Origin of the sequence: Neorhizobium sp. BETTINA12A (assembly GCF_023006485.1) — a bacterium.
Taxonomy (GTDB): Bacteria; Pseudomonadota; Alphaproteobacteria; order Rhizobiales; family Rhizobiaceae; genus Neorhizobium.
The window spans coordinates 50840-69221 of the sequence record NZ_JALBGW010000007.1 but is presented as its reverse complement, the minus strand read 5'-3'; the positions used below and the strand labels follow the sequence as shown (position 1 = coordinate 69221).

The 18382-nt window shown below is 60.9% G+C and carries 16 protein-coding genes and 1 tRNA gene; 7 read left to right on the top strand and 10 right to left on the bottom strand.

The annotated features are described in order from the left end of the window. The first annotated feature begins 3 nt into the window (after positions 1-3). Positions 4-1365 (top strand): APC family permease, encoded by a 1362-nt coding sequence (locus tag MOV61_RS03890; protein ID WP_247135626.1) that lies wholly within the window; start codon positions 4-6, stop codon positions 1363-1365. Positions 1366-1368: 3 nt separating this feature from the next. On the opposite strand, the gene MOV61_RS03885 is transcribed toward MOV61_RS03890, so the two are convergent. Both MOV61_RS03885 and MOV61_RS03880 read right to left on the bottom strand, forming a co-directional pair. Beyond that, positions 1369-2049, bottom strand: coding sequence for an HAD family hydrolase (locus MOV61_RS03885; RefSeq protein WP_309493690.1), 681 nt, complete (start codon positions 2047-2049; stop codon positions 1369-1371). 119 nt (positions 2050-2168) lie between these two features. Continuing rightward, positions 2169-2315 carry a hypothetical protein gene (locus MOV61_RS03880; protein ID WP_173426748.1) on the bottom strand — a complete coding sequence of 49 codons (147 nt, stop codon included), beginning with the start codon at positions 2313-2315 and terminating at the stop codon, positions 2169-2171. 104 nt (positions 2316-2419) lie between these two features. Here MOV61_RS03880 and MOV61_RS03875 point away from each other — a divergent pair, with 104 nt between their 5' ends. Further along, positions 2420-3190, top strand: a complete 771-nt coding sequence (locus MOV61_RS03875; RefSeq protein WP_247135625.1) for an SDR family NAD(P)-dependent oxidoreductase — start codon at positions 2420-2422, stop codon at positions 3188-3190. A gap of 60 nt (positions 3191-3250) precedes the next feature. On the opposite strand, the gene MOV61_RS03870 is transcribed toward MOV61_RS03875, so the two are convergent. The 3 genes from MOV61_RS03870 to MOV61_RS03860 all read right to left on the bottom strand — a co-directional run bounded on the left by MOV61_RS03870 (position 3251) and on the right by MOV61_RS03860 (position 8598). Continuing rightward, a complete protein-coding gene (locus tag MOV61_RS03870; protein WP_247135624.1) occupies positions 3251-6430 on the bottom strand; it encodes an efflux RND transporter permease subunit in 3180 nt (1059 codons plus the stop codon). A gap of 130 nt (positions 6431-6560) precedes the next feature. After that, the gene (locus MOV61_RS03865) at positions 6561-7742 is read right to left on the bottom strand and encodes an efflux RND transporter periplasmic adaptor subunit (RefSeq protein WP_247135623.1); all 1182 of its coding nucleotides are present in this window, start codon (positions 7740-7742) and stop codon (positions 6561-6563) included. A 61-nt stretch (positions 7743-7803) separates the two neighbouring features. Continuing rightward, a complete protein-coding gene (locus MOV61_RS03860) occupies positions 7804-8598 on the bottom strand; it encodes an alpha/beta hydrolase fold domain-containing protein (protein WP_247135622.1) in 795 nt (264 codons plus the stop codon). Between the two features lie 157 nt (positions 8599-8755). On the opposite strand from MOV61_RS03860, the gene MOV61_RS03855 reads away from it, so the two are divergent. The 3 genes from MOV61_RS03855 to MOV61_RS03845 all read left to right on the top strand — a co-directional run bounded on the left by MOV61_RS03855 (position 8756) and on the right by MOV61_RS03845 (position 12188). Then, entirely contained in the window at positions 8756-9691 is a 936-nt protein-coding gene (locus tag MOV61_RS03855; RefSeq protein ID WP_247135621.1) for a LysR family transcriptional regulator, read from the top strand. A 231-nt stretch (positions 9692-9922) separates the two neighbouring features. Beyond that, positions 9923-11128: a CynX/NimT family MFS transporter gene (locus tag MOV61_RS03850; protein WP_247135620.1), complete on the top strand. Its 1206-nt coding sequence runs from the start codon at positions 9923-9925 to the stop codon at positions 11126-11128. Between the two features lie 118 nt (positions 11129-11246). Next, complete coding sequence (locus MOV61_RS03845) at positions 11247-12188, top strand: acetamidase/formamidase family protein (RefSeq protein WP_258718772.1); 942 nt, start codon at positions 11247-11249, stop codon at positions 12186-12188. Between the two features lie 9 nt (positions 12189-12197). On the opposite strand, the gene MOV61_RS03840 is transcribed toward MOV61_RS03845, so the two are convergent. Next, on the bottom strand, positions 12198-12965 hold the full coding sequence (locus MOV61_RS03840; RefSeq protein WP_247135619.1) for a BA14K family protein: 768 nt from the start codon (positions 12963-12965) through the stop codon (positions 12198-12200). A gap of 288 nt (positions 12966-13253) precedes the next feature. Between MOV61_RS03840 and MOV61_RS03835 the strand changes: the two genes are divergently transcribed. Both MOV61_RS03835 and MOV61_RS03830 read left to right on the top strand, forming a co-directional pair. Continuing rightward, complete coding sequence (locus MOV61_RS03835) at positions 13254-14105, top strand: hypothetical protein (RefSeq protein WP_247135618.1); 852 nt, start codon at positions 13254-13256, stop codon at positions 14103-14105. A 55-nt stretch (positions 14106-14160) separates the two neighbouring features. Beyond that, the gene (locus tag MOV61_RS03830) at positions 14161-14739 is read left to right on the top strand and encodes a hypothetical protein (RefSeq protein WP_247135617.1); all 579 of its coding nucleotides are present in this window, start codon (positions 14161-14163) and stop codon (positions 14737-14739) included. Between the two features lie 430 nt (positions 14740-15169). On the opposite strand, the gene MOV61_RS03825 is transcribed toward MOV61_RS03830, so the two are convergent. From MOV61_RS03825 to MOV61_RS03810, 4 genes are all read right to left on the bottom strand, one after another. Then, a tRNA-Lys gene (locus tag MOV61_RS03825) sits at positions 15170-15245 on the bottom strand. A 232-nt stretch (positions 15246-15477) separates the two neighbouring features. Beyond that, positions 15478-16398 (bottom strand): PhzF family phenazine biosynthesis protein, encoded by a 921-nt coding sequence (locus MOV61_RS03820; protein ID WP_247135616.1) that lies wholly within the window; start codon positions 16396-16398, stop codon positions 15478-15480. Between the two features lie 64 nt (positions 16399-16462). Next, positions 16463-17197: an NUDIX hydrolase gene (locus MOV61_RS03815; protein WP_247135615.1), complete on the bottom strand. Its 735-nt coding sequence runs from the start codon at positions 17195-17197 to the stop codon at positions 16463-16465. Then, complete coding sequence (locus MOV61_RS03810) at positions 17194-18303, bottom strand: endonuclease/exonuclease/phosphatase family protein (protein ID WP_247135614.1); 1110 nt, start codon at positions 18301-18303, stop codon at positions 17194-17196. The genes MOV61_RS03815 and MOV61_RS03810 overlap by 4 nt, the downstream gene beginning before the upstream one ends. Between the last annotated feature and the right edge of the window lie 79 nt (positions 18304-18382).

The following is an 18382-nucleotide window of genomic DNA, read 5'->3' as shown; positions in this document are numbered from 1 at the left end:
TTTATGAAAAAGCCGGTCACTGAATTGGGCGAACAGAAGACGGAACTCCACCGGGTGATGGGACCCGGATTACTGCTGCTGTTTATCGTCGGGGATATTCTCGGGACGGGCATCTATGCCCTGACTGGCCAGGTGGCCAAGCAGGTCGGAGGGGTGGTCTGGCTGCCCTTTCTGGTCGCCTTCGTCGTCGCCCTCCTCACCGCCTTCAGCTATCTCGAACTGGTCACCAAATATCCGCGCGCGGCAGGCGCGGCACTCTATACCCACAAGGCCTTCGGCATCCATTTCGTCACCTTCTTGGTGGCCTTTGCGGTGATGTCGTCGGGCATCACCTCGGCGGCGACCGCATCGCGGGCCTTTGCCTCCAACTTCGCGACCTCTCTCAGCCTCGATCTCGGCGCCTGGGGCGTACCGCTGATCGCGGTTGGTTTCATCGCGTTGGTCGCTGCCGTCAATTTCCGAGGGGTCGGCGAGAGCGTCAGGCTGAACGTTCTGTTGACCGTCGTCGAGCTGACCGGCCTGCTGATCATCATCGGCATCGGCTTCTGGGCGATCGCCGGCGGGCAGGGCGACGTTTCCCGCGCCTGGACATTCGCGACCCCGGAGAACAGCGGCGTCTTCTGGCCAGTCGTCGCGGCCACCACCCTCGCCTTTTTCGCCATGGTCGGCTTCGAGGACTCAGTTAACATGGCCGAGGAATGCAAGGAGCCGAGCCGGATGTTCCCGAAGGTGCTGCTAACCGGCCTTGCCCTCACCGGCCTCATCTACGTTCTGGTGGCCATCTCTGCGATCACGCTGGTACCGGCCAATGAACTCGGCCAGGGCGAGACCCCGCTGCTGAAGGTGGTGCAGGCCGGCGCGCCGGGCTTCCCGATTGGCATCTTCGCGATCATCACCATGTTCGCGGTGGCCAATTCCGCACTGATCAACATGATGATGGCGAGCCGCCTGATCTACGGCATGAGCCGCGAAGGGGTTCTGCCGCAGGTGCTCGGCAAGGTCCATTCGGGCCGTCGCACACCCTATGTCGCGATCGGCTTCACGTCACTGCTGGCGGTCGCGCTGATCCTGTTTGCCGGCGGTGTTCCGGCGCTCGGCGGCACCACGGCGCTGCTGCTTCTCTGCGTCTTTGCGATCGTCAACGTCGCGGTGCTGGTGCTGCGCAAGGACACGGTCGAGCACAGGCATTTCCGCACACCCACCATCCTGCCGGTGCTCGGTGCGATCTCCTGTACCTTCCTCGCCGGCCCCTGGACCGGCCGCGATCCTGTTCAATATCTGATCGCCTCTTGCCTGCTCGGCCTCGGCGTCGTGCTTTGGTTCGCAACCGTCAGCATCATGAAGGCGTCGACCCAGCCTGTCTGATATTCACGCCTTGCGGCGGATCGACAGCCGTCCGTCTTCGCCGATATGCGGCACCACATCGAGATAGCCGGGTATTTTCGAATGCCCGGTTTCGATCGGATGGGAATGGGTGGCGGTGATCACCATCACGTCGGCGCCTGCCGCCTCGCCCGCCTGGATGCCGGCAGGCACATCCTCGAACACCAGCACGTCCGAGGGGCTGACGCCAAGCCGTTCGGAACCCAGGATATAACCTTGCGGATTGGGCTTGCCGACAGTCACGTCTTCGGCGGTCACCATGTAGCGCGGCTGCGGAATTCCGGCGGCGGCAAGCCGGACCTTGGCGAGTTCGATCGGCGACGACGTGACGATCGCCCAGCGCTCTGGAGGCAACGCTGAGAGGAATTCCACCGCGCCCGGGATTGGCACCACGCCCTCAACATCCTCGATCTCGCCGCGCAGGATGCCTTCGGCTTCCGAGGCCGGATCGATGCCCGGCAGGTTCAGTGCGCTGATCGTGTCGATCCCGCGCTTGCCATGCATGGTCGGCAGGAATGCTTCCACATCGAAACCCATCTTTGCCGCCCAGCGTCCCCAGACGCGTTCGGCGGATGCGATCGAGTTCAGGATCGTGCCGTCCATGTCGAACAGAAAAGCAGCGTAGGTTTTTTCGGGAAGGGAGATGTCGGCGGCGGGAAGAGGCACTGAAAGTTCCTTTAGCGTCGGATTCCGACTCGGGGAGATGGCCGGAAACTGCCCTCTTCCGAGTAAATGCAATGACGCAGGAAGGCAATTCCCGGCAAAGGCATGCGACCGCCTTCGGGCTATTTCGATCGCGAACGCAGGAATTGAGACAGGGCAACGCCGATCGCGATGCCCACGGCAACACCGATACCGATATTGTCGAAAACGACTGTCCCGAGCACCGTGCCCAGCCCGACGCCGACGGCTATTCCTGTCGCAATGGTCATGTCGGGACCATTGCGCGCCTAGATGGCGAGAGTTTGTCGCACATCCTTGTCTTCCCGCATCGAAGCGATAGAACTTGGCGACCAAGCCGGACAAGGAGGGTGTTTTGGCCAATATTTCTATACGGCATGCGGATCTCGCCGATCGTGGCGTGCTGATCACAGGCGGCGGTTCTGGCATCGGCGCCGCCTTGGTGGAAGGTTTTGCGGCACAGGGTGCCAAGGTCGCGTTCATCGATATTGCCGACGAGCCGAGCCACGAATTGGTGGAACGTCTTTCCAAGACCGCCCCCCATCTGGTCCTCTACCTGAAAGCCGATCTGCGCAACGTCGCGGAAACGAAAGCCGCCGTCGACAGGGCCGCGCAGCAACTCGGATCGCTCTCGGTGCTGGTCAACAATGCCGGCTGGGACGACCGCCACGAGTTCGAGACAGTGACCGAGGAATACTGGGACAACGCCCAGGCCATCAACGTCAAGCAGATGTTCTTCGTCTCCCAGGCTGCGGTCCCGCATATGCGCAAGGCCGCCGGTGGCGCGATCGTCAATTTCTCCTCGATCGCCTATCTGCTCAACATGGGCGGACTGCCCGCCTATGCGACCGCCAAGGCCGGGATCATCGGCCTGACCAAGAGCCTCGCCGGAAAGCTTGGAACCGAGAACATCCGCGTCAACGCCATCCTGCCCGGAATGATCGTCACCGAACGGCAGAAGAAACTCTGGCTGAATGACGACAGCATCACGGCGATGGTCGCCCGCCAGTCCCTGAAGCGGGTGCTGGTGGCTGAAGACCTTGTCGGCCCCTGCCTGTTCCTCGCCTCGAATGCCTCCGCGGCGATGACGGCCCAGACAATCATTGTCGACGGCGGTGCTCTCTAGACATAAGAATACCGCGCGGGTTCCCGGTGGAAAGAACCCGCGCGGCGCCGGAGGTAGACCTTACTCCGCTGGAGAGAGAGCGGGAGCCGCCTCCTCCGTACCGTGCTGCCGCAGAGGACGGCTGCCGGTTAGCAAACGTGCCAGCAGGTAGAAGACCGGCGTCATGAAGATGCCGAAGAAAGTCACCCCGATCATGCCGGAGAACACGGCGATACCCATGGCGGAGCGCATTTCCGCACCCGCACCGGTCGATACGACCAGCGGCACGACACCCATGATGAAGGCCATGGACGTCATCAGGATCGGACGCAGGCGCAGCCGGCTCGCCTCGACCGCCGCCTGGAACGGTGTCCTCCCCTGGAACTCCAGTTCTCGGGCGAACTCCACGATCAGGATCGCGTTTTTCGCCGAGAGACCCACCAGCACCACCAACCCGATCTGGGTGAAGATGTTGTTGTCTCCACCGGTGAGCCACACGCCCGTCAAGGCGGCAAGCACACCCATCGGCACGATCATGATGATCGCGATCGGCAGCGTCAGGCTCTCATACTGGGCGGCGAGCACGAGGTAGACGAGCAGCAGCGCCAGCGGGAAGACGACGATGCTCGAATTGCCGGCAAGGATCTGCTGATAGGTCAGGTCCGTCCACTCGAACTCGATGCCGGAAGGCAGCGTCTCGTCGAGGATTTTCGTAATCGCAGCCTCTGCCTGGCCGGACGAGAATCCCGGAGCCGGAGCGCCGTTGATATCGGAGGACAGGAAACCGTTGTAGCGGGTCGCCCGTTCCGGACCGGTCTGAGCATCCACCTTCAGCAGAGCCGAGAGCGGGATCATCTGGCCGGACTGCGAACGGACCTTCAATTGGCCGATGTCTTCCGCCTTGGCGCGGAATTTGGCGTCCGCCTGCACCCGGACGCTGTAGGTGCGGCCGAAGGCGTTGAAGTCGTTCACATAAAGCGAACCGAGATAGATCTGCAGCGTTTCGAAGACGTCCGTCACCGAGACGCCGAGCTGTTCGGCCTTGGCGCGGTCGAGATCGGCATAGAGCTGCGGCACGTTGATCTGGAAACTCGAGAAGATGCCGGCAAGTTCAGGCGTCTGGTAGGCTTTGGCGATCACCGCCTTGGTGGCCTCGTCGAGCGCCTGGTTCCCAAGACCTGCACGGTCCTCGATCTGCAGCTTGAACCCGCCCGTCGTTCCGAGGCCGTTGACCGGCGGCGGCGGGAACATGGCGATATAGGCGTCCTGGATGGCGCCGAACTTCTGGTTCAGCTGCATGGCAATCGCACCGCCCGAGAGCTCCGGCGTCTTGCGGTTTTCGAAGTCGTCGAGAACTGCGAAGACGATGCCGGCATTCGAACCGATCGTGAAACCGTTGATCGACAGGCCCGGGAAAGCGATGGCATGTTCGACGCCAGGCTGCGCCAGGGTGATCTCGCTCATCCGCTTGATCACGTCTTCGGTACGGTCCAACGTGGCGCCGTCCGGAAGCTGGGCAAAGCCGATCAGATACTGCTTGTCCTGTGCCGGCACAAAGCCGCCCGGCACCGCATTGAACATGCTGTAGGTCGCACCGACGAGAGCCAGATAGATGATCATCACCAGGCTCTTGCGCGAGAGCAACCCGCCGACCGTGCGGCCGTAGCCATTGGAAGCCGCACCGAAGACGCGGTTGAAACCACGGAAGAACCAGCCGAAAATCGCATCCATGAACCGGGTCAGCCAATCCTTCTTGGCGTGATGGTCCTTGAGCAGCAAGGCAGCAAGTGCCGGCGACAGCGTCAGCGAGTTGATCGCCGAGATGACCGTCGAAATCGCGATCGTCAGCGCGAACTGCCGGTAGAACTGCCCGGAAAGCCCACTGATGAAGGCGAGCGGAACGAAGACCGCGACCAGAACCAGCGCGATCGCGATAATCGGACCGGAGACTTCCTTCATCGCCTTGTAGGTCGCCTCGCGCGGACTTAAGCCGCCCTCGATATTGCGCTCGACGTTTTCCACCACGACGATCGCATCGTCGACGACGATACCGATCGCCAGCACGAGGCCGAACAGTGTCAGCGCGTTGATTGAGAAGCCGAAGGCATACATGACCGCAAACGTGCCGATGATCGAGACGGGAACGGCGATCAGCGGAATGATCGAGGCACGCCAGGTCTGCAGGAAGATGATGACCACGAGCACGACGAGCGCGATGGCTTCGAGCAACGTGTCGATGACCTTCTCGATCGATGCGCGCACGAATTTGGTCGTATCGTAGACGATCTCGTATTTCACGCCCTGCGGCATCGCCAACTGCAGCTGGTCCATGGTCGCCTTGACGTTGTCGGCGATCTCGATCGCGTTGGAACCGGGTGCTTGAAGAACGGCAACGGCGACGGCCGGCTGACCATCAAGCAGCGAACGCAGGGTATAGTCTGCTGCGCCGAGCTCGATACGCGCGACATCCCGCAACCGGGTGATTTCACCGTTCTGACCGCTCTTCACGATGATATTGCCGAACTCTTCCGGGGTGCGCAGGCGCCCCTGGGCATTGACGTTGAGCTGCAGGTCGACACCCGGTTGGGTCGGCGAGGCACCGATAATGCCCGCCGCTGCCTGGACGTTCTGGCTACGGATGGCGTTCGAGATGTCGCTTGCGGCCATCGAATGCTCGGCAGCCTTCTGCGGATCGATCCACACGCGCATCGAATAGTCGCCGGCGCCGAACACCTGCACCTGGCCGACGCCCTGGATGCGGTTCAGCCGGTCCTTGACGTTGAGCGTTGCATAGTTGCGCAGGTAGGTGATGTCGTATCGGTCGGAGACGAGATTGACCACCATGATGAAGTCCGGCGAGCTCTTGACGGTCGTCAGACCGATCGAACGCACTTCTGCCGGCAGGCGCGGTTCGGCCTGGCTCACGCGGTTCTGAACGAGCTGCTGCGCTTTGTCCGGATCGGTGCCGAGCTTGAAGGTGACGGTCAGCGTCATCACGCCGTCGGAGGTCGCCTGGCTGGACATGTAGAGCATGTCCTCGACGCCGTTGATCTGCTCTTCGAGCGGCGTCGCGACCGTTTCGGCGATGACCGTCGGGTTGGCGCCAGGATAGACGGCACGCACGACGATCGAAGGCGGGACCACATTGGGATATTCGGAAATCGGCAACGACCGCATGCCGATCAGGCCCGCGACCACGATGAGGATCGACAGCACGGCCGCAAAGACCGGCCTGTCGACGAAAAACCTGGAAATATTCATGTCAAAGCCCTCTCTCCGGGGTTGAACAAGAGGCGAAACGGCCCCGGCTCGCGGCCGACAAGGCCGCAAGCTCCACGAACCGGAACTGGATGAGTGTGGGGAAGCGGCGGACTAACCGCCGCTCAGAGCGTTACTTGTTGGCGACCTTCGCCTCGTCCTGCGGCTGGACCACAGCACCCGGACGGATGCGCTGCAGGCCGTTGACGACGATCCGGTCGCCCGGATTGAGGCCCTTCTCGACGATCCGCATGCCGTCGACTGCCGTGCCCAGCTCCACCTGCCGGTACGCAACGGTATTGGCCGCATCGACCACGAAGACGAACTTCTTGTCCTGATCGGTGCCGACAGCCTTTTCACTGACCATCAGGTGATCCTGGGCCCTGGGCTGGCCCATGCGAACCCGCACGAACTGGCCCGGGATCAGCTTGCCGCCCGGATTGTCGAAGACGGCGCGCACGCGGATCGTGCCGCTCGAGGCATTCACTTCGTTGTCGATGAGCTGCAGCTTGCCACGGATCGGCGTGCCGTTACCGGCGAGCGTGCTGACCTCGACCGGTACCTGTTCGATCGCCGGTACACCGTCGACGAGCGGAAGGTCGTTGAGCGTACGGGACACCAGTTCTTCGCCGGCGTCGAAGCTCGCATAGATCGGATCGGCCGAAACGAGTGTCGTCAGCGGGGCGGAGGCGGAACCTGCCGCTACCAGGTTGCCGACCGTGATTTCCAACTTTCCGGCCCGGCCGGCGATCGGTGCCCGGATTTCGGTATAGTCGAGATTGAGCTGCGCCGTCTTCAGGGCCGCCTTGGCGGACTGGAGGTTGGCCAGCGCCTCACTCTGGGCGCTCTGGCGTTGGGCGAGATCGCTCTGAGAGATGGTGTTCTTGGAAGCGAGGTTCTTGCCGCGATCGAGTTCTGTATTGGCAAGCTCGACCTTCGCCTGTGCCGACGCCACCTGGCCTTCAGCCTGTGCGACCGCCGCCCGGTAGGGCTCCGGATCGATGCTGACGAGCAGGTCGCCCTGCTTCACCAGTCCACCTTCGCGGAAATGCACCGCCTGGATGGTGCCGGTGACGCGCGGCCGGATCTGGACGCGGTCGACGGCTTCCAACCTTCCGGAAAATTCCTGCCAGGTGGAAACATTGCGTGGTTCGACAGTGGCAACCGTCACGGGAACGGCCGGAGCCGCAGCAGCCGTCGCAGGCGCGGCATGGGCGCCCTGCGGCAGATCGAGATAGACCGAGGCACCCGCAATCAACGCAGCGGTGCCCAATCCAGTGCCCCACAGGGCCCAGCTTTTGATCTTCGAGGTCATTGGTAGTCTCCTTACGGCCTTGGGAATTGGCCGTTATTTGCCTTCAAAATAAATCATGCTATTAAGTTAACTCTCGGACGAAGCTCGTGAATTCGGCACAAAGTGCTGTCATCCACTCGCCGTCGCCCTCTCTGTAAATGCCCGTCCAGCCGCAGCTGGCAGGGAAGATCTTCCGCCTGACCGAAACACCGGCCTCGCTCAGGCGCGTTGCATAACCTACCGTTTCATCGCGCAGCGGATCGTCTTCCGATGTCACGATGAGAGCCGGCGCGACACCCGAAAGCCGCGAACAGAGGCAGGGTGCCGCATAAGGATGCTGGAACCCGCAATGGGAGCCGAGATAATGGCTCCAGCCTTCCGCCCAACGTTCGCCCATGCCGATATCATCCGCCTTGCGAAACGATCGGGTGGCCATCATCGGGTCGATCATCGGCGACAGCAGGATCTGGCCGTTCAGCTCGCCGGGCATCAGGTCGCGCGCCTTCAGCGCAACGCCAGCCGCAACATTGCCGCCCGCCTCGTCGCCCGCGACAAAAAGCTGGGACTTGGCACTGCCGAACTGTTTGCGTCGGCCGGCAAGGCACTGGAGCGCTGCAAACGCGCATTCCATAGCCTGCGGAAACATGTTGTGCGAAACGCTGCTGTAATCGGCTTCCAGTACCACGGCGCCTGCTTCCGCCAGCGCCTTGGCGACCGGACGTTCGTTTTCGCCGCGCTCTTCATTGAGAAACGCACCGCCGCGCAAGTAAAGCACCAGCGGCGGAACCTTGCCCTTGGCAGCGCCTTCATAGACGCGCATGGGGACAGCCGGCTTGGCCGACTTGTCAAATGCGATATTTTCCCACTGCGCAATCATTGAAAAACCCTCGGGCAAACCCCTAGTAAAAGCGGGGTGCTTGCCGTCAATCTTGAACCTGATATTATTATTCGGGTGAAAACATACAAGTTAACGGCATTCGACAACACTATTCCATATTTCGGAACAATGTTGCGGCGCAGCAGGAATCAAGACAATGGATCAGCTTTCGGCAATGCGCGTTTTCGTTCGCGTCGTGGAAACCGGTAATTTCACCCGGGCTGCGGCCACTCTCAATATGCCCAAAACGACGGTGACCAATCTCGTCCAGAGCCTCGAAGGCCATCTGCGCACGACGCTGCTCAACCGCACCACCCGCAAGGTCATGGTGACGACCGACGGCGCGCTCTATTATGAGCGCGCGATGCAGATAATTTCCGAGCTCGACGAACTCGACGGAAGCATGTCGAATTCGCAGAGCCAGCCATCCGGCCGGCTGCGCGTGGAGATGGCCGGCGCCTTCGCCGATTTGCTGGTCATTCCGAATTTATGTGATTTCCATAAGCGTTTTCCGCAGATCAGGCTCGATATCGGCGTCGGCGACCGGCTGGTCGACTATATCGCCGAAAACGTCGACTGCGCCCTGCGCGCCGGCACCCCGACCGACCAGTCGCTGATTGCCCGCAAGGTCGGCGAGATCAGCATGTCGGCCTATGCAGCACCTCTCTACATCCGCAACTTCGGCGCCCCTGAACGCCCGCAGGACCTGCAGGAAGACCATTTGGCCGTCGGTTACCTGAACGCCCAGTCCAGCCGGGTGAGATCCATGGAATTCCGTCGCGACGACGAAAACCTGGAAATCACGCCCCGATACGTCGTCTCCGTCAACGATGCCCGGACCTATGTGAACGCAGCGATTTCCGGCATGGGCATCATCCAGTCGCCGCGCTTTATGGTGAAGGAGACGGTGGAGAAGGGCGAATTGGTCGAAGTTCTCTCCGACTGGCACTGCGCGTCGCTACCCCTCTACATCGTCTATCCGCAGACCCGCCACCTCTCCAACAAGGTGCGGGTCTTCGTCGATTGGCTCGCCAAGCTGGTTCAGAACCTCAAGGTCGAGGAAACCCGCGAGCAGATGCGCAAGGCAAGCTAGGCCCGTTTTACCAACGAGGCACGAAAGCCCGAATGTCAGGCGACGTCTTGAGAACTGAGTATCACTGTCCCAGCGAGGCGTCGCCCGAAAAGGCAATGAATGCCACCCTTTCCGTCATCGTCTGCTGCCTAGGCCAAGAAATCATGCCGTCCGCGACGGAATTTATGCCTCGGTTCGTACGGGGGTGATAAAGCGGTCGGATGTTTGTTCGATGATTGGAATAGAGTCAGCATGACGCGTTGGGGACATGTCACAATCGCCGTTCTGGGCGGCATCGCCGCGGCCCTGCACGTCGGCAAGGTACCGCCAGCCATCCCCATGCTGCGCTCCGAACTCGGCATCGATCTCGTGGCTGCCGGCTGGCTAATGGGCTTGGCAAGCGCCCTCGGCGCCGCCTGCGGCATCCTGATCGGCCGTTTCACCGATTACCTGACCCATCGGCGCGCGATGATCCTCGGCCTCGCGTTGCTGATCGCCGGCAGCCTGATCGGAGCCCTCACCCATTCGCAAATGGTGATCTTCGCCAGCCGCGTGCTCGAAAGCGTCGGCCTCATCATGGTCTCGGTCGCGGCCCCGGGCCTGATTGCGGCCTCGGTCGAGCCGCGCGACACCGGCCTTGCCTTCGCGCTCTGGGGTATCTGGATGCCGGTCGGCGTTGCGGTGATGATGATGATCTCGCCCTTCCTGCTGCCGAGCTTCGGCTGGCAGGGTTCCTGGATTTTCGCCGCCATGCTCAGCGTCATTCCGATGGTGGCCCTGCTGGCGATGCGCCTTCCAAAACCACAAACCGCCGGACATCCGACAACGTCGCTTCTGACGGCCGTCAAGCTCACCGCGTCCCGGCCGATGTCCTGGATACTCTCCGGTATTTTCGCCGCCTACAGCGCCAGCTTCATGTCCGTCTTCGGTTTCCTGCCGACGCTGCTGATCGAGGAAATGGGAACCGGCCTCGCGGCTGCGTCGATCATGACCGCGCTGGCAGTGCTCGCGAACGGCGTCGGCAACATATTCGGCGGCGTCTTCGCGCGTTGGGGTGCCCCGCGCTGGGTGCTGATTGCCGGTCCCTGCGTGATGCTGACGCTGACCGCCTTCGTCGTCTTCGGCCACAGCTTTCCGCTCTGGATGCGCTACGGTGCCTCGGTGCTTTACGCGGTGTCAGGCGGCGTCCTGCCGGCGACCATCATGGGCTCGTTGCCCGTCTATGCACCGCGCCGCGACCTCGTCGGAACGTTCAGCGGCTTCGTCATGCAGGGCTCCAATATCGGCCAGGTCTTCGGACCGATGCTGCTCGCGTCGATCGTGGCGGCTTCCGGCTGGCAGGGCGCGCCGTTCTACATCGCCGCCGCAACAGGGCTCGGCCTGGTCCTGGCGCTCTGCCTGCGCCAGACCGAACGCCGCATCGCAGCCAGGGGGTCGGAGGCTGCCGGAACGGCCTAAGACGGGCGGCAACGGTCCAACTAGCAAGTTAATCATCGCGAGCTGGCCTGCATTTGCGGGCTGGCGGGCAAAGTAAAATCGACTAGTCTCCTCTCTGATCAAAAAAGAGAGCCAGATCATGAAACATCACGTCGCCGCCTCTTCCAAAACCTGCGCCTGGGGTTATTTCGACGCCGCCCGCGAGCCGGTGCTGACGATCGACAGCGGCGACACGGTGGTGATCGACACGGTCTCCGGCCCAGTAGAAGTTCTGCCCAGGGAGGGGTTTACCATCCTTCCCGAACATCTCGAAATCCACGAAAACTGCCGGCCGATCATGCAGGGACATATCCTGACCGGCCCGGTCGCCGTGCGCGGCGCCAGGCCCGGCCAGGTGCTGGAGGTGAAGATCCTCGATGTCGAGCTGCGCCAGGACTGGGGCTATAACGTCATCCGCCCGCTTGCCGGCACGCTCCCCTATGATTTCGAAAGGCCGCGGATGATCACGATCCCGCTCGACAAGCAGAGAAATGTCGGCCACCTGCCCTGGGGGCTTGACCTGCCGCTGGCGCCCTTCTTCGGGGTCATGGGCGTCGCTCCGCCGCCGAACTGGGGTCGCATCACCTCGATCATGCCGCGTTCGCACGCCGGCAATATCGACAACAAGGAACTGGTCGCCGGCACCACGCTCTATCTGCCGATCTTCAACGAGGGCGCGCTGTTTTCCTGTGGGGACGGCCATGGTGCGCAGGGCGACGGCGAGGTCTGCATCACCGCAATCGAGACGGCATTGCGCGGCACCTTCCAGCTTACCGTGCGCGACGATCTCGATTTCGTCTATCCACGGGCTGAAACGCCGACGCACTACATCACCATGGGCATGGATCCGGATCTCGACCAGTGCACCGTCATGGCGCTGCGCGACATGATCGTGCTGCTCGGCGAAAAAGGCGGCCTGTCGCGGGAAGACGCCTACACGCTCTGCAGCCTCGCCGGCGATCTGCGCATCACCCAGACCGTCAACGGCTGCAAGGGCGTGCATATGATGATGGCAAAGGCCCTCGTCGACCGCGCGATCTGAAGCTGGTGGTCAGCCGAAAGGCGATTGGCATTGGCGGCGCGGGCCGCCTGCCAAGGGCTGATAGCTGTTGTCCTCGGCCTGATAGGACCGGTAACGGGCAAAACACCATTCCTCATGGGATCCGGCAGGAGCGTCGGCATCGATCGCCCGCGACTGTGCGTAGTCTGCCGCTCCGTCATTCGCCTGTTGATTGGCGCGGGTAGCCGGTCTTCCTGGAAGCGGCTGCAATTCATCCTGCATCTGCGGAACTTGCGGCTGATCAGGCATCGGTGCCGCGGCAACGGTCCCGGTCGCGGCAGCGCCCGGTGCCCGGCACTGCCGGCGGGGGCCGCCGCTGAAAGGCTGGTAACTGTTGTCTTCGGCTCGATAGGATTTGTATCGCGCGGAGCACCAGTCGGCCTGGGCGGGATCGAGCATGGCTTTCCTCTCGTCCTGCGGCACTATAGCCGGCGGCTGCGGAGTGACCGGCTGCTGCGGATTGATGGACCCGGTCACTGTATTGTCGACGGCTACCCCCGTGGTGGTCTGCTGAACAACGGGCGGTTCCCGCGTTTCGGCTGCAACCGAAGCCGGAGGCGTCGCAGTGGGCAGGCGCTTGTAATCCTGGCCGGCAGTGTCGACGGCCTTCGGTTTTGAGGTCCACAGGTCCGGCGTATCCATATTGGCGAACTTATGGGGTTCGGGCACGGCGATAACGTTCGCGGTGATGATCACGCCGCTTAGGAACACCAGAACGAGCAGGACAAGGCTGCCCAAAAGCAAAAGGATTGGCTTCATGACCGCGCTCCCATTTCGTCTTGCAGACCAAATGCCGATCAGGCGCCGGAGTTCCCGGCGAGGGAGCAAAAGAAACGGGATTGGGGATGAAGGTAGCCCTGCCGGCGGAGAGCGGCAACAAGTGCGGCCGTTGTTGCGTTTTGGCGGAAACGTTACAACGAGTTCGAAAAGGTTGATGCGCTGATAATCGTCGGCAAAGATTTCTAGGTATACGCGAAATTCTTCCGCAGCTTTTCCGGTCTATGGTCGCCCCCATCGACGACCATCTTCAATCCGGAAAACATTGCTATGCCACTTTTGTCCGCCGCGATTTTCTTATCCGCGACCATCCCTTCAATGCCGCCCGCGCCGATCGGCGACGAGTACCCTTTGTTCAAGCAGACGACCACTGCGATCATCACCGAGGCCTCCGACTACGGCGGGACAAAGTCCACGATGAAGGCGAAGGTCACACCGGAGTCGGCGAAATCGTGGTGTGAGAACTGGTATCCTGGAAAAAAGAACTGCGTATCCGACGCGCTTGAATCGTCCGCTAATCATGTCTACGAAGCCACCGCCAATTGCGAGACCGGCGATCTCTGGACTGATGGCAAGCATTACCTCTTCGACGGCCCCGAGACCAAAAACCAGAACTTTCAGGGGTATGTCGGCGTCAAAGACGCTGCGACAGGCAAGCGTCTCGGTATGTCGGATGCCGATCGAGGCCGTGAGTTCGGTAGCCTGTGGCTTACGCTATGTCCGATGGGATGGCCTTACAAAACCGTTCCGGCCGACCAGACGTTTAAGCTGGGCCCCAACGACGAAAAGTATGGAGAACACATCGGCCACAACAAGTCGGTGATGTTCAATCACCAGCGCCAGCACATCATCGTCTATGCAGAGCCCAAACAGTCTCTGGCCGGAACGGTCACGGAAGACACCGTGCTTGTCCGTGGCTGGGAGGTTCCGAACGAGTGGTTCTCGGGGATCGCCTACACCTATAAGAAAGGCTGCGCTCCGGCGCCGTACCTTGTCAGCGGCCATTACCAAGGCGGAAATCTGACGCTTTTGGGTAGGGCGCCTGTCAGGGAAGGCTGCAACGTCGTCGGATATAGCGACAAAGGTCCGAATGCCAGGCTCGTTTTCGATCTGTCCGAGTGACGGATTGCAGTAAATTTCAACATTATACAGCTATCAAATCTGAAGGAATTCTCGGATGACGAACGTTATCTTCGAGACCGGTGAGATTATTGAAGTCGGTGAAAACCGCTCATATGGAAATAGCCGGTTCTACACACACATCGAATTGCAGCGTGCCGATGGCTCCAAAGTCCGGCTGGACGATGTCGCAGTCTCGTTCATGGTTACTCCGAAGCTCTTGACGAGTGCGGTCGCCCTGAACCTCGCCAAGCCCCCGATCGCTACAATTGCTTTCGTGCATGAAAAGGGGCAGATGCTTGACAAGCCGGTCATCCTCGGCGGCAAGTCTACAGGTCACCACTTCAAGAATCTTGTTCTTGGCTATGCCAGTGAAAACACCTACGGGATTGAGCGCGGAGTTTCCGCAGGACTGCTGCTGTTCTCGAAGATTGCAACCGTGTTGCTTGCACTCTTATGCGTCTACATTTTCATGGCCGGCTGGTGGTTGATTGTCCTGGTTCTTCCGGCACTTGCGTTGATCGTGTCAGCTTTGTCGTGGCATCAACTTATCCGCTTCCAGAAGATCTCCGACGTCATTAAATCCAGGTTCGTTGAAATGGGGTACATCGACGGCACTACGACCGTATATTCGTAGGACGATCCCGCCGGGGGGTTGCTCCAGACCCAGGAATCGCACTGCCGGCGGTTTGCAGTCGATACACGTTGCCGTAGATGACCGTTGGATCCAAACCCTTGCCGCTGGAGCCTCCCGGCGACAAGGCACCAACTTCCCTGGGAAACTTCGATCACTGTTCTCCAGCCGCTGACGATGTCGCCTACTGCGAGCATTTCTCGCCAACGTCGCCAAGGTCGTCAGCCGCTCTCGGCTTTGCGCCGAAGACCATTAGCTTCACCGATGGGGTGTCTCAAAGGTGATATCCATAGAAATTCGGGAGGCCAAATCTGCGCGTGTAGACGCTTCTGCATGTGATCTTTCAGAGGAGCCTCTGTGATCGCAGCGTCATCCTTAGACTTAAATGTGATCTTTAATGTTGACGCACAACGAATTGATATCGTTGAAAAAGTGGTGGGTGATGTAGGGCTCGAACCTACGACCCGCTGATTAAGAGTCAGCTGCTCTACCAACTGAGCTAATCACCCAAGAACCATCTGTGCGAGGCGTGCTCGCCAGCGGTGTGAGGGCGTATAAAGGGGATCGTTCGGCTTGTCCAGCGGCTCGGTGAAAATTATTCGCCCGACCGGGCAAAAAATCCATGAGGTCGGATTTTGCGCCTGACGGAAACCTCTCCGCAGCTGGATAAGCGACGCAAAAACGAAAAGTTTCAAAGTCTTAATGCGTCACAATATCGCAATCATCGACAAGCGGCGAAATTCAAAGATAGAGCGTGCCTTCCGCGACCTTGATCGCCTGGCCGCCGATGCGGGCCCTGGCGATCTCCCCCTCCTTCACGTCGATATGCAGATGGATCAGGGACGGACGCCCCATCTCCACCCCCTGCTCCACCAGCACCGGGTGATGGCCGTCCGGCAGCGCATCGAAATGCCGGATTGCGCCCGAGAGTGCAGCGACCGCGGCACCCGTGGCTGGATCCTCGGAAATCCCCATGTCGGGCGAGAACATCCGGGCATGGAACTTTGCCTGATGGTTCACGCCGCTGCGGCAATAGACATATGCCGATGCAAGCGCGCCCTCGACGAACGGCGCTGACTTTTCCCACAATGCCGTGTCGAATTCGAGGTTCTGCACCGTCGCCAGATTGTGCAGCGGAATCATCAGGAAGGGCACGCCGGCGCTCCAGATGGAGGCGACATGGTTCTCGAAACCGATATCCGTCGATTTGACGCTGAGCGCATCGGCGAGCCCCTGCCGGTCGAGCGGCAGCTCGATCCGCACCGGCTTTCGCGGCAGGTCGAATTCGGCAAACCCTGCCTCGCCGGCACGAAACCGCACGGCACAGCGCACCGGGCCGACATTTTCCTCCAGCACGCAGACAAGGTCCATGTCGAGCTGCCCACCAGACCCGTGATTGAGTTCGGCGAGCGCCACCGCCGTTCCGACGGTCGGATGCCCAGCGAAAGGCAGTTCGCGGCCCGGCGTGAAGATGCGCAGACGGGCTGCATAAGCGGCATTCGCGGAAGACTGAACGAACACCGTCTCGGAGAGGTTCATCTCCCTGGCGATCGCCTGCATTGTCTCGTCGGCAAGGTCGTCTCCATCGACGATCACCGCCAGCGGATTGCCGGCAAGTCGTCTATCGGTGAAGACATCATAGATGCTGTAGCGACGGGCCAACCACACCTCCTCGTGTTTCGATGGCGCCAAACTGCCCGACCGGTCGGCTCAAAGCAACCCCTGTTCAGCGCATCGAACGGCCGAAAAACAGGTCGAGAATCGGGAACATCAACGGGCTGTAGGGATGCGCGCCGCGATCGGCCGAGCGGATCGCCATCGCGCCGGCAATCTCCTTTTCCTCGTCATGCAACATATGTTCGGCGATGCGTGCCAGCATCTCCTGCGCCGTAAGATCGAAGCGATAGAAGCGGAAACCGACGACCCGGTGCACGCTGTAGCTGGCGAAAATCTGCCGATCCGCCTTCGCCTCGGCGAGATCGAGGCCGGTTTCTTCCCGAACTTCACGGTACATATTGGCCTCGAGATCGAGCTTTCCGTCGACGATGTCCAGAAGATCGAGCGAACCGGCAGCGCAATAGACCTGACCCGGATTGGCGGTCCTTTCGCTCATCCGGACGGCGATGATTGCCCCATCGGACGAGACGGGCACGGCGAAGCCAAAGAGGTGAAAAGCGCCGGCCGGATCGGGCTGTTTCCGCCACCACAAGAGTGTCGAATAGGGGATGACATGCGCCTCGCCGATGATCACGCCGTCCCGGAACGAAAGCCTGTTCTGCAGCACTATCTGGCCGTTGAAGAGATGCGGATTGGCCGCTGATTCCCGCGCCCAGTTCTCCTCGATATCGTCCCGGTGCGCGAGATAGATCGGATGTGCTCCGGGCAGGACCGAAAGATCGAAAGCCTCGACCTCGAAGACGGTATTTTCAGGCGGCCAGCCGCTGATCGTCTGGATGGTCATCGAAGCTCCAGAGACATCACGACGGGGCAATGGTCCGATGCCTTCGGCCGATCCCAGCCGATGCGCGGAAACCGCTCGACCTCCTGTCCCGGCGGAAAGACGGTGCGATAAGGTTGGCCACCGCGGATGATCTCCGGCACGCTATCGGCGTTGTACTCGGCGAGCGCCGGCGACAGCCAGATATAATCGAGCTGACAGAGATGCTGCTCCTCCGGACCGCGTGCATGATACAGCGTCCAGCGATCCATCACATCGCGGCGACTGACGGGGTTCACAACGAAACCGTCGTCGGTAAAGACGTTGAGCGCACTCACTTCTTCGCGCCGAGGCTCGAATCGGTAGCCTTCGCGGCGGGTGCCGATCACCTGCACCTTTTCCTGATAATCGTTCATGTCGCCGCAGATGGCGAAGGTATTGTCCGCCGTTCGCCCCTTGCCGAAACGACGTTCGACGATCTGGCTCACCGCTTTTGCCTCCGCAATGCGGATCGCCATCGTGCCCGTGCGGCCGTCCTGGCCGTCGCGGGCATTCCCCATGGATTTGAAATGCACGACGAACAGCGAGAAAGGCTTGCCCCCGATCGTCAGCTCCAGTTCCAGGCAGTCGCGCTTGAAGATCTTGTCATGCGCCTGGTTGCTGAGCGCCAGTTCGTCGTTGAAGAGGCCGAGATCCTGATAGGTCAGCATCGCGTGACTGCGCACGTCCTGCACCTCGATCTTTTCGCCGCTGCGGGTTTCCTCACGCATCAATACGGCCACATCGATGCCGCGCGTATCATTGCCTTCGACCAGATACTTCTGGCGATAGCCGTTGCCGACCATGCGGTAGAGATAGCCATATTCGAAGGCCTGCAGGGCCGGCATGCTGTCGACCTCCTGAAGGCAGAGGATGTCGGCATCCGCGTCGGCGATCGCCAGCGCTGAAAGCTGCCGGGTGTCGTCAGTCTCGGCGATCATGCGGGCCTGTTCGAGCTGCTGGTAGACCGCCTTGTCCTGCACATCGTAGAGCCGCAGCACCCGGTCCTGCCGAAGCTGGTTGCGCCAGCCGGAAAAATCGAAACGCGTCATCAGGTTTTCAATGTTGAAGGTGCCGAGACGTAGAGACATCGAATCCATCCTGCTGCAGCCTTCACCTTAACCGCCGGTGCTCGTAATAAAAACGAATGAATCGAGAAATTTAAGTCGT

Coding starts and splice junctions, on each gene's coding strand:
- MOV61_RS03890 (WP_247135626.1), top strand. CDS start 4: ATGAAAAAGCCGGTCACTGAATTGGGCGAACAGAAGACGGAACTCCAC.
- MOV61_RS03880 (WP_173426748.1), bottom strand. CDS start 2,315: ATGACCATTGCGACAGGAATAGCCGTCGGCGTCGGGCTGGGCACGGTG.
- MOV61_RS03870 (WP_247135624.1), bottom strand. CDS start 6,430: ATGAATATTTCCAGGTTTTTCGTCGACAGGCCGGTCTTTGCGGCCGTG.
- MOV61_RS03865 (WP_247135623.1), bottom strand. CDS start 7,742: ATGACCTCGAAGATCAAAAGCTGGGCCCTGTGGGGCACTGGATTGGGC.
- MOV61_RS03860 (WP_247135622.1), bottom strand. CDS start 8,598: ATGATTGCGCAGTGGGAAAATATCGCATTTGACAAGTCGGCCAAGCCG.
- MOV61_RS03855 (WP_247135621.1), top strand. CDS start 8,756: ATGGATCAGCTTTCGGCAATGCGCGTTTTCGTTCGCGTCGTGGAAACC.
- MOV61_RS03850 (WP_247135620.1), top strand. CDS start 9,923: ATGACGCGTTGGGGACATGTCACAATCGCCGTTCTGGGCGGCATCGCC.
- MOV61_RS03845 (WP_258718772.1), top strand. CDS start 11,247: ATGAAACATCACGTCGCCGCCTCTTCCAAAACCTGCGCCTGGGGTTAT.
- MOV61_RS03840 (WP_247135619.1), bottom strand. CDS start 12,965: ATGAAGCCAATCCTTTTGCTTTTGGGCAGCCTTGTCCTGCTCGTTCTG.
- MOV61_RS03835 (WP_247135618.1), top strand. CDS start 13,254: ATGCCACTTTTGTCCGCCGCGATTTTCTTATCCGCGACCATCCCTTCA.
- MOV61_RS03830 (WP_247135617.1), top strand. CDS start 14,161: ATGACGAACGTTATCTTCGAGACCGGTGAGATTATTGAAGTCGGTGAA.
- MOV61_RS03815 (WP_247135615.1), bottom strand. CDS start 17,197: ATGACCATCCAGACGATCAGCGGCTGGCCGCCTGAAAATACCGTCTTC.
- MOV61_RS03810 (WP_247135614.1), bottom strand. CDS start 18,303: ATGTCTCTACGTCTCGGCACCTTCAACATTGAAAACCTGATGACGCGT.